The organism is Pseudomonas sp. Pse35, from assembly GCF_024519715.1.
In the GTDB taxonomy this organism is placed as follows: Bacteria; Pseudomonadota; Gammaproteobacteria; order Pseudomonadales; family Pseudomonadaceae; genus Aquipseudomonas; species Aquipseudomonas paracarnis.
In genome coordinates this window covers 40,065-53,530 of sequence record NZ_JALJRP010000018.1, presented here as the reverse complement: position 1 = coordinate 53,530, position 13,466 = coordinate 40,065, and the positions used below count along the sequence as shown (strand labels likewise).

Below are 13,466 nucleotides of genomic sequence, written 5' to 3'. Positions count from 1 at the left end.
CCCACATTAGTTCAGGGGTGCTGCAGAGATTCCAGCAGGGCCTCGATTTCCTCAAAGCCTGGTCGGGCCAGTACATCCGGCTGACAGCAACGCTCGCACAGTTCGCACAGCATCTTGTCAATAGCTTGTGCCTCAACCCGCTCCAACAACTCCCCCAGCAGCACCCCGAACGCCCGCACTTCAATACGCTGCAGCGCACGGGTTTCCAGGGTGTTCGCCGTGGCATGGAATGACGCCGCGCCAAAGTCTCCGAGCAAGCAATCACCTGCTGCGTTCCACAAAATATTGTGACCATACAGGTCACCATGGGTAATGCCGTGCCGATGCAGGTGCGCCGCCACCGAAGCAACGCCCCGCGCCATGCGCAGTGCCACGTCCAGGCTGAAACGGATGGTGGGTTCGTAGACATCCCGCGTGCACGACGCCAGGCTCGGCAGGGCTGCGAGGTTGCGGTAACTCGGGTCGATCAGCTCCATCACCAGCGCGGCCTGGTTGTCGGGGTGGCCGATGACGCGTCCTTCAACCTTGATCAGGTTGGGATGCAGCCCGGCCGCGATGCAGGCTTGCATTTCATGCAGTGGTGAACCGTCGCTGGTGATGGAGCCCTTGTACAGCTTGACCGCGACCGGCAACGCATGGGGTTTCCACAGCGCCTTGCGAATGATCCCCGAAGCGCCTTCGCCCAGGACTTCGCCCATTTCCAGCTCCTGCCAGGCGATGTTCGGCGTCGCCTCGTCAGCGCTTACCTGCACGGCCATTTCCACCGGATTGCCGGCATAGGCCAGCCAGGTCAGGCTCGGCAGGGTCAGCAGCCACTGCGGCAGGTGGGTGAGGCGGTTGGAGGCGATGCGGATCAACTCCAGGTTTTGGCACTGGGCCAGGCTTGGCGGCAGGTCGGTCAACTGGTTACCGGCCAACATCAATTTTTGCAGTAACGGGCGCTGACCCAGTTCATCGGGCAATTGGCTGATGCAGTTGTCGGTGAGGATTAGCCAGCGCAACTGTGGCGGCAGGGCGGCGGCGGCTACCTGGCTGATCTGGTTGGCCTTGAAGCCGATCATGCTCAGTTTGGCGCACTGGCCCAGGCATTCGGGCAGTTCGGTAAAAGCGTTGTCCGAACAGAACAGCACACGCAGGTGTGTCAGGCGGTGCAGGTCGTCGGGCAGGCTGCTCAGGGCGTTGCCGGTGAGGTTGAGGATTTCCAGCGAATCGGCCAGTTCGAAGATTTCCCGGGGGAACTCGGTCAGCCCGCAGGCCAGGTCCAGGCGCGTAACGCCAGCCAATTGGCCAGCCTTGAGTTGGGCGAGGGTATTCATGCAGGGCGCAGTGCTCGGAAGGAGGCGTAAAAGGCGCTCATGATAGCGGCTCGGGCGCGGGTTGCGGGCAGCGCGTGTGCAATTGGCGCAGGCGGCTGGCGGTGCGGGCGAGGTCGATGGCCTGGCCTTCCAGGCATTTATCCAGGGGCTGGTGACCGATAAGTGTCAGTTGCTTGTCCTGGTCGTAGAGCACGTCTACCAGGTTGATAAAGCGCTGTTGCACGGCGATGGGGCATTCGGCCAGATGCGGCAGGCCGTCGATGATCCAGTGGTCGAAGTCCTGGCACAACAACAGGTAATCCATGACCGCCGTGAGCTGTTCGCACAGGTCGTTGAAGGTAAATGCGATGGTTCGTGCCTGATGGCCTCGGCACTGTAACTGCCGAGTGCCGACCTTCAGGGTTTGCACCGGGCAATCTGTGGCAGGCAGGCCCAGGCTTTCACGCTGGCCTGTTGTACCTGGCCATACATATTGGCCGCCCGTGAAGCGTTGTTGGGCGTGGGCCTGAGCCAGGCTGCGAAAGTCCTGAGGCGCACTGACTTCCAGCACCTCCATGCGCGCGGCGATCAGCTCGATCACCGGCTTGAAGCGTTCGTGGTACAGCGGGTTGGGCAGCAAGCCTTCGGGTGGGTAGTTGGAGGTCACCAGCACCAGCACGCCGCGTTGGAACAGGGCCTTGAACAGGCGGCTGATGAGCATCGCATCGCCGATATCGTGCACATGGAATTCGTCGAAACACAGCACGCGGCAGCCGGTCAGCAACTCGTCCAGAGTGGCGCCCAAGGCATCGTCACGCTCGCGGTGCAGGAACATGCCTTGGTGCAGCCGGGCGAAGAAGGTGTGGAAATGCACGCGCTGCTTCTCGGCGATGGGCAGTGCCTGGAAAAATCCGTCCAGCAGCCAGCTTTTGCCGCGCCCCACCGGGCCGTGCAGGTACAGGCTGCGCGTGGCCTGGCCGTTGAGCAGGTGTTGTGCCTCGCGATTCAGGGCGGTAATCGCCCGGATTTGCCCGTCACTGAGGGTATAGCCCTGTTGTTCGGCCTTTTTTTGAAAATACGCCGGGATAGGCGAGGCGTCCGAGGCGTCGGTTTTTTTACCCAGCAGGCGCTGGAGCAGGGCAAGCACGGCCAAGAATAAACACTCTGTATTACGGTGGTCGCTCACTGTAGGACGCCCGATGCCGTTTGACCAATAGGAAAGGGCCCCAAGCCATGCAAACTGGCACTTTCGCGTTAACTGGCTAACCTCATACACAGTTGTCACCCCTGTATAAGGAATTGGGGCTGTGAAGGGACCGGCGGTATTGGCTGTCATGGGCACGATGCTCTGCAACACGGTGTTTGCTGCGCAACTCCAGGTGGAGGTGCGCATCGACGTGCAGCGGGGTTGCCAGTTGGTGGGCACCACCCGCAATGCGGGCATCGAGCAACTTGGCGTATTGGATTTCGGCAGCGGCCCGCGTCTGGATGACCCGGCCGGCCCCCTGAGTGCGGCCCTGATCAGCCAACGCCAGCCGCGCCTGGAATGTAACCCCGACACGCCTTACCAAGTGCGCGTTGACGGCGGCCTGCATGGCGGCGTCGGCGAAGTACGTTATCTCGCCAATCCGGCGCCCTCCAGTCGGCCCATCCCCTATCGAATCTATGCCGACGCCGCGCGGCTGATCCCCTTGCCAGTGGACGTGCCCATCAGTGGCCGCGTGCCGGACACCGGCTCTGTCGACCTGCCACTGTATGGCCGCATCGAACCGCTCAAAGGCATTCCCGCTGTCGGCCGTTATTCCGACCTGCTCAAGGTCACGGTCACATGGTAAGCCGCTACCTGGCTGTGACGGCCCTGGGTGGCCTGCTGTTGCTGGCGGATGACGCGCAGGCGGCGGTGGTCAACGGCCAGGTCCACGCGCGTTTGGTGATCACCGCCAGTTGCGAAGTGAGCAAAGACGTGGAAACCGCGCCGGTCACGCCTGAGGGCGGCACGGCGCTAATGGATTTCGGCAGCCAGGGGCCGACCTGGAGCAACACGCTGGGCGCGTCGATTTCCGATGCTGACAAGGCGCCGCTGTCGGTGTCCTGCAACCCCTCGGTGGTCAGCAGTTTCACGGTGACCATCGACGGCGGCGCTAATGGCGACGGCACCACGCGGCGCCTGAGCAATGGCCGCCAGACCATTCCTTATCGACTGTCGGCGGATCCCCAGGGGCGCAGTGCCTACAGGATCGGCCAGCAACGCAATTTCGTCGTGACCCAGGGCACCCAGGTACCGATCCCGGTATTCGGTTCCGTGGTGGCGAATACCAGGGCCCTACCGGCCGGCATCTACACAGACACCCTGACGGTGACTCTGGATTGGTAAACCACGAGGATGGATATCATGCATGTACTTGTATCGCGAATCGGCCTCTGTGCCCTGGGCCTGGGGCTGGCGTCCAGCCTGAACGCGGCGACCACGGTGACCGGGCAGATCAGTTCCAGCCTGACCTTGATCGCCAGTTGCCAGGTCAACGGCTCCGGGGCGGCCACCGGGCTGAATTTCGGTAGCTTGAACTTCGGTACCACCAACAGCCTGTTTACCAATGCCGACGCCCAGTTACTCGGCGGCACCGGTACCGGCGGCGCGTTGTCGATCCTGTGTTCGGCTGGCACCGCGCCAACAATCAAGGTGCGTGCCGGCGCCCACGATGGTGCTTCCCCCGGTGGCACTCGTGCGCTGGCCGATGGCGTGGGTAACTTCGTGCCCTACGATTTCTACACTGACAGCGGGCGTTCAGCGCTGTTGGCGATTGACGGCGTGGTGACCCTCGCCACCAGTACCGGCGTGGCGCAGACCGTCAACCTTTACGGCCGGGCGGTGGGCAAGGCGGGACTGCCGGCGGGCACCTACACCGACACCGTGGCCGTGGAACTGACGTTCTAACGATGTGGCCCAGGGTGTTGCTCGCCATCGGCCTGGCGATACCGTTGCCGCTGTCCGCGGTGGTCAACCAGAGCTTCCAGGTGAGTGCGACCATCACGCCGGGCTGTCTGATCGTGGGCGGCGGCGCCAACTACGGCACCTTGGCCTACGGCAGCTATTCGGCCCTGGCCACCAGCACGGTCACAGCGGCTCTCACTGGCGGGGTAACCCTGCAATGCACGCCGGGCGTGGCCCTGAGCATGAGCGTGGATGGCGGCCTGTACAGCAGCACCGGACGCAATTTGCAGCTCAACAGTGGCAGCGCGCGGGTGGCTTACCAATTGTTTCGCGATGCGGCATTCAGCCAGAGCCTGGGCATCAACCAGAGCGTCAGCGTGACCTACAGCGATGCGAGCAATATCAGCCTGCCGATTTACGGGCGGGTGGTTTTACCGGGCAATCAGCCTGGGGGGACGTACAGCGACACGCTGCAGGTGCAGCTGACGTGGTAGGGCTAACGGTTTAAGGAGGGGTGTCATGGGTTGTGCTTTGCGACGGTTATGGACCGCGGGTTTCGCCTTGGGGGCGTTGTGCTCGGCGGGGTTTGTACAGGCGGCCAGTTCGGTGCTGATCTGGCCCATCGACCCGGTATTGGAGGCTGACCAACAGGCCAGCGCGCTGTGGCTGGAGAACCGTGGCACCGAGACCGCCAACCTGCAGATCCGCGTGTTTGCCTGGAGCCAGAACGGTTTCGACGAGCAGTACCAGAACCAGCGCGATGTGATCGGCAGCCCGCCGGTGGCCAGGATCGAGCCGGGCCAGAAGCAACTGGTGCGCCTGACCCGCACCCGGGAGGTACCGCCGGGGCAGGAGTTGGCCTATCGCATCATCATTGACGAAATCCCCTCGGCGCTGCAGGTGCCAGCACCGCCGGAGGGCAAGAACACGGCAGCGGCGATTCGCTTCCAGATGCGTTATTCGGTGCCGCTGTTTGCCTATGGCGCCGGCCTGTGGAGCAAGGACGACGCTACCCGCCAGCGCGACCCCAAGGGCGCGGGCAAGCCGCAGTTGAGTTGGCAAAAGGTCAACGTGGCAGGGCGCAACTACATCGAGGTGCGCAACCAGGGCGCCGTGCATGCGCGGCTTACCGATGCGTCATTCAAACAGGGCGGGCAGACCCGGCCGTTGGTGGACGGTTTGCTCGGCTATGTGCTGCCGGGCGCGAGCATGCGCTGGCCGGTGCCGGATGCCGTATCGGCCGACCAGCCGTTGCAGGTACGCGTCAACGGCGCGCCGCAACTGGAGAGCCTGGCGCCCACGCGATAGCCGTTATGTAGCGCAACGGGCACACGCCCGGGTTTTAACAGGATGGAGATGTCCATTGAAGGACACAACGCCATGGTGAGTCGTGGTTGGGCTCGGGTTTTATGGCCGTCGGTGGCAGTGGCAAGCGGGCTGTGGGGCGCAGCGATGGCGGGCGACCTGCCGCCGCCGCCCGGCAGCATGGAGGCAGTTGCCGATGCACAGCTGTTTCTGGAACTGGTGGTCAACCAGATGGACACCGGCCGCGTCATCGCGGTCGAGCAGCGCGCCGGCCAGCTGTTTGTGCCGGCCAGCGCGTTGCAGGACGTGGGCATGAAACTGCCCGGTGAGCCCGTCGGCAGTGTGGCCCTGGACCAGGTGCCGGGCCTGCACAGCGACTACGACAGCAACGGCCAGCGCCTGCTGCTGGATGTGCCGCCCTCCTGGCTGCAGGAACAGTTCATCGGCAACCGCAATACCTATCCGCGTACCCAGGCCATGAGCAGCTTCGGCGCCTTGCTCAACTATGACGTGTATTTCAATGACACCGACGATGGCGGCAGTTACCTCGCGGCCTGGAACGAAGTACGGCTGTTCGACACCTGGGGCACCTTGTCCAACACCGGGCAACTGCGCCAGACCCTGTCCGATGGAATCAGCGGCGGCACCCTCAACAATGGTTACCGCCGTTACGACACCACCTGGCGTTTTTCCGACGATGAGCGCCTGCTGACCTACGAGGCCGGCGACGTGATCAGTGGCGCGCTGCCCTGGAGTAGCTCGGTGCGCCTGGGCGGGGTGCAACTTTCCCGGGATTTTGCCGTGCGCCCCGACCTGGTCACGTACCCCTTGCCGCAGTTTGCCGGTGAGGCGGCGGTGCCCTCGTCGGTGGACCTGTTTATCAACGGCTACAAATCCGACAGCGCGCGACTGCAACCCGGCCCCTACACCCTGACCAACATCCCATTCATCAACGGTGCCGGCGAGGCCGTGGTGGTCACCACCGATGCCCTGGGCCGCCAAGTGTCGACCACGGTACCGTTCTACGTCACCAGCACCTTGCTGCAACAAGGCTTGACGGACTTTTCGCTGGCCGCCGGTACCTTGCGCCGTGACTACACCCTACGGGACTTCGGCTACGGACCGGGCGTGGCCAGTGGCACGTTCCGCTATGGCTATTCCGATAACCTGACTCTGGAGAGCCACGCTGAAGCCTCCAGCGACCTGACCCTCGGCGGGCTCGGTGGCAACCTGCGCCTGGGCAACTTCGGCGTGCTCAATACCGCCCTCAGCCAGAGCCAGTTCGACAGCCGCACGGGCCAGCAACTGAGCCTCGGTTACCAGTACAACAGCACGCGCTACAGCTTTATGTACCAACGGGTGGAACGTCGCGACGACTACGCCGACCTGACTCTGGTCGATACCCCATACGCCAGTCTCAGCAAGCGCAGCGAGCAGGTGACCCTGAGCCTCAACCTCCAACGTTTCGGCAGCCTGGGCCTGGGCTATTTCGACGTGCAGGCGGCGGACGACTCGCGCACGCGCCTGCTCAACCTGAGCTGGAGCAAGCCGTTGTGGCGCAACACCAGCTTTTATCTGTCAGCCAACCGCGAAATCGGTGACAGCAACTGGGCCATGCAGGCGCAACTGGTCATCCCGTTCGACCTCAACGGCAGCTTGGCCTTGAGCACCGAGCGCAGCAAGGACGGCGCCAGTCGCCAGCGCATCAACTACAGCCGCGCGGTGCCCAGCGAAGGCGGGGTGGGCTACAACCTCGGCTATGCCCAGGGCGATGCCCCCAGCTATCGACAGGCCGACCTGACCTGGCGCTTGCAGTCGGTGCAGTTGCAGGCCGGCGTGTACGGCAGCAGTGAGGCCATGACGCGCTGGGCCGATGCCAGCGGCTCGCTGGTGTGGATGGGCGGCGAAACCTTTGCCGCCAACCGCATCAATGACGCCTTTGTGGTAGTGAGCACCCAAGGCTTTGCCGGGATTCCGGTGCGCTACGAAAACCAGCTGGTGGGCCAGACCGACCGCAACGGCCATTTGCTGGTGCCGTGGAGCAGTGCCTATTACCGCGGCAAATACGAGATCGACCCCTTGAACCTGCCGGCGAATGTGCAAAGCCCCAATGTTGAGCAGCGCGTATCGGTACGCCGTGGCAGCGGTTACTTGCTGGAATTCCCCCTGCGTCGGGTGCTCGCTGCAAGCATCACTCTGGTGGACCGCCAGCATCAGGAGTTGCCGCTGGGCAGCCTGGTAGTGCACGAACAAAGCAACACCCAGGCGGTGGTCGGCTGGGATGGCCTGGTGTATCTGGAAAACCTCAGCGCCCACAACACCTTGCAGGTCACCCTCGGTGAGGGCCGCACCTGCCAGGCGACATTCGATATTGATGAGCAGCAACAGGACGTGCCCTTGATCGGGCCATTAGTGTGCCAATGAGGCATCGAACAGGGAGTGTTCAGGTGAGGGGCAGCGTAGGGTTATATGGCGTAGGTTTGTTGTTTTGCGGGCAGGCGATGGCGGCGTGTTCGGTGGTGTCCACCGTGCCGCCCAGTTTCGGCTCAATCAGCTCAATGACGGTGCGCACTGCCGCGCAAACCAGCTCTACGACTAATTCAGGGTTGAGTTGCACCTCGGCGTTGATATCGCTGCTGGTGTCCACCGACCACTTTTACGCCACGATCACATCGTCGCAAAGTGGCATGGTCGGGCCGACCGGTGATGTGATCAGCTATACGATTTATGGCAACAACAGCACCAGCTATCCCATCACCCGTGGCAGCCAATTCGATTTCGGCGGCGCTGGCGGCATCGCCCAGAGCATTGGCCTGATCGCAGGGCCCGGCGCGAAAACCGTACCGCTGTACCTGAGCAGCATCACCGGCAGCAACGTCGCCGCCGGGGTGTACACCGAGACATTGAGCATCGCCTGGGTGTGGAACTATTGCTCGGGGATCGGCCTTGGCGGCATTTGCCTGGGACGTGACACTGGCAGTGGCACGGCGTCCCTGACCGTCAGCATGACCGTGACCAACGACTGCCAGATCACCGCCCCGAATATCAGCTTCGGCAGCGCGCCGGTGGTCAGTGGGTTTACCGCGGTGAGCGGGCAGACCATCAACATCGCCTGCACCAAGGGCAGCGCCTATACCGTGGGCTTGAGCGATGGCCAGAACCCGGTGAGTGTCGGCGGCCGGCGACGTATGGTTTCCGGCGGCAATTACCTGGCCTATGACATTTTCAAAAGTGCCGGCACCACGCGCTGGGGCAGTGTCGGCGCGGCGCGGCGGGCCAGCTCCACGGCCGAGGTCAACCCCGGAAACGGCTTGGGCAATGGCAGCCAGGTGTACAACTACAACGCCAAGGTCTACACCGACCAGCCCACACCACCGGCTGGCACCTATCTGGATAATGTGGTGCTGGACGTCGGTTTCTAGAATGGCGTCTGCAACGCGGCGGCCTGATCCACCGGGCTGACCATCGCATAGTTGTAGCCGCCGCCCGACCAGTAGTCGGCCTGCAAGCCATCGGCACTGCGGCTGCCGCGAGGCAGGAAACCGTTGTTCGGGCCCGGCGGGCGGATGTAGAAGCTGATGCGCCGGCCTTGGGCGTCCTGGTACAGCACCATGGCTGCCGCGCCTTGGTCGGTGGTGAGCAGGCGCCCGCTGACCGGCTTGAAACCGGCTTGGCTCAGGTCGGGCAGGCGATGGGCCTGGTTGAAATAACGGTCGAGCCAGGCCTGCATGGTGCCGCGGTCCTGGGCGTTGTAGTCGGCGGGCATGATGCCGTCCTGGGCAAACAGGCGATAGGCCTGCATGGCGTCGGTCATCGGCAACAGCGGCGGCTGGGTGGCTTCACGGGCGTGCCAACCGCCAACCCCGCCGAGGCTCACGGCGATCAGCAACAACGCCGCCGTGGCCAGGTGCCGACGGGACTGTTTCTTGATGCGCTGGCGAATCAGCGCCGGGTCCAGTGCCGGGTTGTGCGGCTGTTGCAGGGCGCCGCTCAATGACGCACGCAGCAGCTGCGCATCCTGTTGCCAGGCCTGTACCTGGGCCGCCACTTCGGGGTGGCTGGCCAGCCAGGTTTCAAGCACACGGCGATCAGTGTCGAGCAATTGGTGATCGACGTAGGCATGTAAATCGCGTTCGCTGGGGGGCAGGCTGATCATTTGAGTCTCCGCAGGGCAGGGCCGGTCATTTCGCCATCGCTGAGTTGACGCAGCGCTTGGCGTGCGCGGGACAGGCGTGACATCACGGTGCCGATGGGCACCTTGAGGATCTCGGCCACTTCCTTGTAGCTCAAGCCCTCGACGGACACCCACAGCAACAGGGCGCGCTGTTCGGTGTTCAGTTGGTCGAAGGCTTGCAGGGTGGATTGGGCCAGCACCGTGCGTTCCACCGAAGGTTGCACGTCATCGCGGCCGGTGAAGAATTCGAGCATGCGTGCATAGCGGCGGTTGCGGCGGTGGGCGTCGAGGAACTGGCGGTAGAGGATCGAAAACAGCCAGGCGCGCAAATCGCCCTCGATACGTTTATCGGCCCAGGCGACGATGGCGCGCTCCAGGGTCGATTGCACCAGGTCATCGGCGCTGCTGCTGTTGCGCGTCAGGGACAGGGCAAAACGCCGCAACCTGGGAATGAGTTCACGTAACTGTTCGTCGAGTTCATGCATGGGCGTCTGGCTGGTCACTACGCTGGGACTAGAGAGACGTCCGGCGTTGAAGGATATTCCCCGTTCCGCAAAATAAATCCAGGGCCTGGGAATAGAGCCAATCGGCGTTCGTCTTAATGCTCCGACCTTATGTTTCAGCCTGAGGCCTCTGGCCCTGGAGTTCCTGCATGGTAGATCACTCATCACCCCCCCGTCCTCCTTTGAGCACTGCGAGCCTGATCGCACGACTTGCCGGCATCGGTGCCGTGGTTGCGGTTGTTGCCGGGGCATTTGCCTACGTCAATGGCACGCTCGACCCACAACGCCTGCGGCCAAAAACCTTGGTCAATGCCCTGGAAACCAATAACGGCGTGCATCCGGGCTTTCGCCGTAACCATGCCAAGGGCGTATGCGTGGCGGGTTATTTCGAGAGCAGTACCGAGGCCCGTGCCTATTCCAACGCCCAGGTGTTCAGCGAGGCCAAGACTCCGATCATCGGCCGCTTTGCCTTGCCCAGCGGCAACCCCTACGCGCCGGACAGCAGTGTGCCGATTCGCAGTTTCGCCGTGCAGTTCAGCCAGGCCAACGGCCAGCAATGGCGTACGGGGATGAACAGCATGCCGGTGTTCCCAGTGGGCACGCCCGAGGCGTTTTACCAGTTGCTCAAGGCCGGTGCGCCAGACCCGGCCACCGGCAAGCCGAACCCGTCAAGCATGCCGGCGTTTTTTGCCGCACACCCCGAGACAGCGCCATTCCTGGCCTGGGTCAAGACCGCCAAGCCATCGGCCAGTTATGCGACTGAAACCTATAACGGCATCAACGCGTTTTACCTGGTGGCTGCCGATGGTACGCGCCAGGCCGTGCGTTGGGAGGTGGTGCCCCAGAGCCAGGACGCGGCGGGTGATACCGCACCTGCTGGCAGTGACTTCCTCGAGCAGGACTTGGTGCGACGCCTGGCCGCCGGGCCATTGCGTTGGCAGTTGAACATGACCCTGGCCAACCCCGGCGACCCGCTGGACGACGCAAGCAAGACCTGGACCGGCGCGCACAAGGTCCTCAACGCCGGCACGTTGGTGCTGCAAAGCAGCCAGCCCCAGGCAGACGGTGATTGCCGCGATATCAACTTTGACCCGCTGATTCTGCCCAGTGGTATCCAAGCCTCCAACGACCCCTTGCTGGCCGCCCGTTCGGCCGCGTATGCCAGTTCGTACCTGCGCCGCGCCGGTGAAGTCAGCCCGTTGCACAGCGCCCCTCAGGAGTCGAAGCCATGAATGCTCAACCACGGTTCTTTGCGCCCCTGGCGCGCGTGCTGCACTGGCTGATGGCGTTGATGATCATCGCCATGCTGTTTATCGGCGCGGGTCTGGCGGCGTCGGTGTCGGAGCGCCATGAGTGGCTGATCCACCTGCACAAGCCGCTGGGCATTGCGATTCTGGCGCTGGTGATCGTGCGCCTGGGGGTGCGTTTCTCGACGCGCCAACCGCCGTTGCCAGCGGATTTACCGGTGTGGCAAAGGCTCGCAGCCAAGGCTTCCCATGTGCTGTTGTACGCGTTGATGCTGGTGTTGCCGCTGCTGGGTTGGGCGATGATTTCAGCGGCTGGCGACCCGGTGATGCTCAGCAGTAACCTGCAACTGCCCGCACTGGTGGGGGCGAATGCGCCGTTGTTCGCGCTGTTGCGCAAGGCCCACGGCTACCTGGCCAATCTGCTGTTTCTCACCGTGCTGGTGCATCTGGCGGCCGCGTTGTTCCACGGTTTGATCCGCCGCGATGGTGTCTTGCAAAGCATGACCGGCAGCAAGGATTGACCGCTCTTGTGGCGAGCGAGCTTGCTCGCGCTGGGCTGCGAAGCAGCCCCAAAACAGCCTGCTCGGTGTGTCAGGTGATCCGGCAGTGATTTTCATGGGGCCGCTATGCGGCCCAGCGCGAGCAAGCTCGCTCGCCACAAAGAGCTCGCCTCGGGGGTTAGCGCAAACGCCCGACGATATCAGCGACGCTGCTCAATACGTCCTTGCCCAACTGTTTCGAACGATCGCCTGACCAGCCAGTTCGCAGGTTGGGCGCGTCGTCGTTGTCCTTGAAGGGCATTTCCAGGGTCAGGGACAGGCAGTCGTATTTTTCTCCTACCGCGTTGCAGGCCAGGGTCATGTTGGCTTGGCCGGGCAGGTCGCGGGTGTAGCCGTGGGTGGTCTGGAAGTCTCGTGTCAGATGGCTCAAATGGCTGCGGAAGTGTTTTTCCAGGGCGTCGATACGCGGGGTGTAGCCAGGGTTGCCTTCGCAGCCGGCGGTGAACACGTAGGGGATTTCTTCATCGCCGTGGATGTCGAGGAACATATCCACGCCGTACTTTTCCATCTGTTGCTGGACGAACAGGACCTCGGGGCTGAGTTCCTGGCTGGCGCTTTGCCAGGCGCGGTTCAGGTCCTGGCCCATGGCGTTGGTGCGCAGGTGGCCGTGGAAGGCGCCATCCGGGTTCATGTTTGGTACCAGGTACAGATCGGCAACGGCCAGCAGTTTTTTCAGTTCGTCGTCGCCGTCCTTTTGCAGGCGCTCAATCACGCCCTCCATAAACCATTCGGCCATGTGCTCACCGGGATGCTGCTGGGCGATGATCCACACCTTGCGCCGGCCCTCGATTCCTTTGCCTCGGCGCAGCAGTTGAATATCGCGGCCTTCAGCGCTCTTGCCGGTGGCCAGCAGGGTGACCCCGGCGTACTTCAGGGCTTGCTCGATCAGCCAGTCGTGGCGTTCACGGCTATAGGGCTCGAAGTAGGCAAACCAGGCGTGCTTTTCCCGGGTCTGGAGGTTGATGTGCAGGATCTCGCCATCAAAGCGCGTCGGTACCCGGAACCAGTTGATATGGTCGTAGGACGCCACGGCGTTGTAGCCGCTCCAGGCATGCTTGTAGGACGAGCGCCCTGCGTTGCTCAAGCGAAAGGTATGGGTGTGCCCCACGTGCATGCCTTCGGCCTTGAAGTGGAACCATTGGTAGTGATCGCTGCGGGTGTCGGGTTTGATTGCCAGCAACAACTGATAAGCGTCGCTGGCATCCAGGACCTGAATGTTGCCGCTGTCGAAGTCGGTGCTGATCTTGATGGAGGTCAAGGCCACGGTCATAGTCTGGTTGCCTGAATATGAGTGATGTGGCGGCTATCTTACACAGGCGTTCGGTAAAACCAGGATGCAAAAATTGTTGCAGGGGAGGGGGCGTCATCCGTGACGCCGCCGCAGCTTAGAGTCTATGAGATTGATTCTCAAGCGCTAATTCGCAGAGATACGCGCTAGAGCACTCGGACG

Annotated in this window: 14 protein-coding genes; 9 read left to right on the top strand and 5 right to left on the bottom strand. The window is 62.9% G+C overall.

Annotation, left to right across the window (positions count from 1 at the left end; genetic code table 11):
- Positions 1 to 11: 11 nt before the first annotated feature.
- Positions 12 to 1,316, bottom strand: coding sequence for a protein kinase (locus OC445_RS16370; protein ID WP_198790549.1), 1,305 nt, complete (start codon positions 1,314 to 1,316; stop codon positions 12 to 14).
- A gap of 37 nt (positions 1,317 to 1,353) precedes the next feature.
- On the bottom strand, positions 1,354 to 2,448 hold the full coding sequence (gene zapE / locus OC445_RS16365) for a cell division protein ZapE (RefSeq protein ID WP_198790548.1): 1,095 nt from the start codon (positions 2,446 to 2,448) through the stop codon (positions 1,354 to 1,356).
- 190 nt (positions 2,449 to 2,638) lie between these two features.
- Between zapE and OC445_RS16360 the strand changes: the two genes are divergently transcribed.
- The 7 genes from OC445_RS16360 (at position 2,639) to OC445_RS16330 (ending at position 8,954) form a co-directional block, all read left to right on the top strand.
- A complete protein-coding gene (locus OC445_RS16360) occupies positions 2,639 to 3,130 on the top strand; it encodes a spore coat U domain-containing protein (RefSeq protein ID WP_087149522.1) in 492 nt (163 codons plus the stop codon).
- Positions 3,124 to 3,669, top strand: a complete 546-nt coding sequence (locus OC445_RS16355) for a spore coat protein U domain-containing protein (RefSeq protein WP_034127930.1) — start codon at positions 3,124 to 3,126, stop codon at positions 3,667 to 3,669. The genes OC445_RS16360 and OC445_RS16355 overlap by 7 nt, the downstream gene beginning before the upstream one ends.
- Before the next feature lie 18 nt (positions 3,670 to 3,687).
- Complete coding sequence (locus OC445_RS16350; RefSeq protein WP_003192220.1) at positions 3,688 to 4,230, top strand: spore coat U domain-containing protein; 543 nt, start codon at positions 3,688 to 3,690, stop codon at positions 4,228 to 4,230.
- Positions 4,231 to 4,232: 2 nt separating this feature from the next.
- Positions 4,233 to 4,721, top strand: coding sequence for a spore coat U domain-containing protein (locus OC445_RS16345; protein WP_014718968.1), 489 nt, complete (start codon positions 4,233 to 4,235; stop codon positions 4,719 to 4,721).
- Between the two features lie 25 nt (positions 4,722 to 4,746).
- Positions 4,747 to 5,535 carry a molecular chaperone gene (locus OC445_RS16340; protein ID WP_057974936.1) on the top strand — a complete coding sequence of 263 codons (789 nt, stop codon included), beginning with the start codon at positions 4,747 to 4,749 and terminating at the stop codon, positions 5,533 to 5,535.
- 72 nt (positions 5,536 to 5,607) lie between these two features.
- The gene (locus OC445_RS16335) at positions 5,608 to 7,956 is read left to right on the top strand and encodes a fimbria/pilus outer membrane usher protein (protein WP_057975024.1); all 2,349 of its coding nucleotides are present in this window, start codon (positions 5,608 to 5,610) and stop codon (positions 7,954 to 7,956) included.
- Entirely contained in the window at positions 7,953 to 8,954 is a 1,002-nt protein-coding gene (locus tag OC445_RS16330) for a spore coat protein U domain-containing protein (RefSeq protein WP_198790546.1), read from the top strand. The genes OC445_RS16335 and OC445_RS16330 overlap by 4 nt, the downstream gene beginning before the upstream one ends.
- Here OC445_RS16330 and OC445_RS16325 read toward each other — a convergent pair.
- Complete coding sequence (locus OC445_RS16325; RefSeq protein WP_034127926.1) at positions 8,951 to 9,688, bottom strand: anti-sigma factor family protein; 738 nt, start codon at positions 9,686 to 9,688, stop codon at positions 8,951 to 8,953. The genes OC445_RS16330 and OC445_RS16325 overlap by 4 nt on opposite strands.
- Positions 9,685 to 10,191, bottom strand: coding sequence for a sigma-70 family RNA polymerase sigma factor (locus tag OC445_RS16320; RefSeq protein WP_054897273.1), 507 nt, complete (start codon positions 10,189 to 10,191; stop codon positions 9,685 to 9,687). The genes OC445_RS16325 and OC445_RS16320 overlap by 4 nt, the downstream gene beginning before the upstream one ends.
- A gap of 167 nt (positions 10,192 to 10,358) precedes the next feature.
- On the opposite strand from OC445_RS16320, the gene OC445_RS16315 reads away from it, so the two are divergent.
- Together OC445_RS16315 and OC445_RS16310 are read left to right on the top strand one after the other, a co-directional pair.
- Entirely contained in the window at positions 10,359 to 11,441 is a 1,083-nt protein-coding gene (locus OC445_RS16315) for a catalase family peroxidase (RefSeq protein ID WP_054917334.1), read from the top strand.
- A complete protein-coding gene (locus OC445_RS16310) occupies positions 11,438 to 11,977 on the top strand; it encodes a cytochrome b (RefSeq protein WP_198790545.1) in 540 nt (179 codons plus the stop codon). Before OC445_RS16315 ends, OC445_RS16310 begins: the two co-directional genes overlap by 4 nt.
- Before the next feature lie 157 nt (positions 11,978 to 12,134).
- On the opposite strand, the gene OC445_RS16305 is transcribed toward OC445_RS16310, so the two are convergent.
- A complete protein-coding gene (locus tag OC445_RS16305) occupies positions 12,135 to 13,286 on the bottom strand; it encodes a M14-type cytosolic carboxypeptidase (protein ID WP_089042227.1) in 1,152 nt (383 codons plus the stop codon).
- Between the last annotated feature and the right edge of the window lie 180 nt (positions 13,287 to 13,466).

Excerpts from the sequence above, each read along its gene's own strand:
- OC445_RS16370 (WP_198790549.1), bottom strand. The coding sequence starts at position 1,316 with ATGAATACCCTCGCCCAACTCAAGGCTGGCCAATTGGCTGGCGTTACG.
- OC445_RS16360 (WP_087149522.1), top strand. The coding sequence starts at position 2,639 with ATGCTCTGCAACACGGTGTTTGCTGCGCAACTCCAGGTGGAGGTGCGC.
- OC445_RS16355 (WP_034127930.1), top strand. The coding sequence starts at position 3,124 with ATGGTAAGCCGCTACCTGGCTGTGACGGCCCTGGGTGGCCTGCTGTTG.
- OC445_RS16350 (WP_003192220.1), top strand. The coding sequence starts at position 3,688 with ATGCATGTACTTGTATCGCGAATCGGCCTCTGTGCCCTGGGCCTGGGG.
- OC445_RS16345 (WP_014718968.1), top strand. The coding sequence starts at position 4,233 with ATGTGGCCCAGGGTGTTGCTCGCCATCGGCCTGGCGATACCGTTGCCG.
- OC445_RS16340 (WP_057974936.1), top strand. The coding sequence starts at position 4,747 with ATGGGTTGTGCTTTGCGACGGTTATGGACCGCGGGTTTCGCCTTGGGG.
- OC445_RS16335 (WP_057975024.1), top strand. The coding sequence starts at position 5,608 with ATGGTGAGTCGTGGTTGGGCTCGGGTTTTATGGCCGTCGGTGGCAGTG.
- OC445_RS16330 (WP_198790546.1), top strand. The coding sequence starts at position 7,953 with ATGAGGCATCGAACAGGGAGTGTTCAGGTGAGGGGCAGCGTAGGGTTA.
- OC445_RS16325 (WP_034127926.1), bottom strand. The coding sequence starts at position 9,688 with ATGATCAGCCTGCCCCCCAGCGAACGCGATTTACATGCCTACGTCGAT.
- OC445_RS16320 (WP_054897273.1), bottom strand. The coding sequence starts at position 10,191 with ATGCATGAACTCGACGAACAGTTACGTGAACTCATTCCCAGGTTGCGG.
- OC445_RS16315 (WP_054917334.1), top strand. The coding sequence starts at position 10,359 with ATGGTAGATCACTCATCACCCCCCCGTCCTCCTTTGAGCACTGCGAGC.
- OC445_RS16310 (WP_198790545.1), top strand. The coding sequence starts at position 11,438 with ATGAATGCTCAACCACGGTTCTTTGCGCCCCTGGCGCGCGTGCTGCAC.
- OC445_RS16305 (WP_089042227.1), bottom strand. The coding sequence starts at position 13,286 with ATGACCGTGGCCTTGACCTCCATCAAGATCAGCACCGACTTCGACAGC.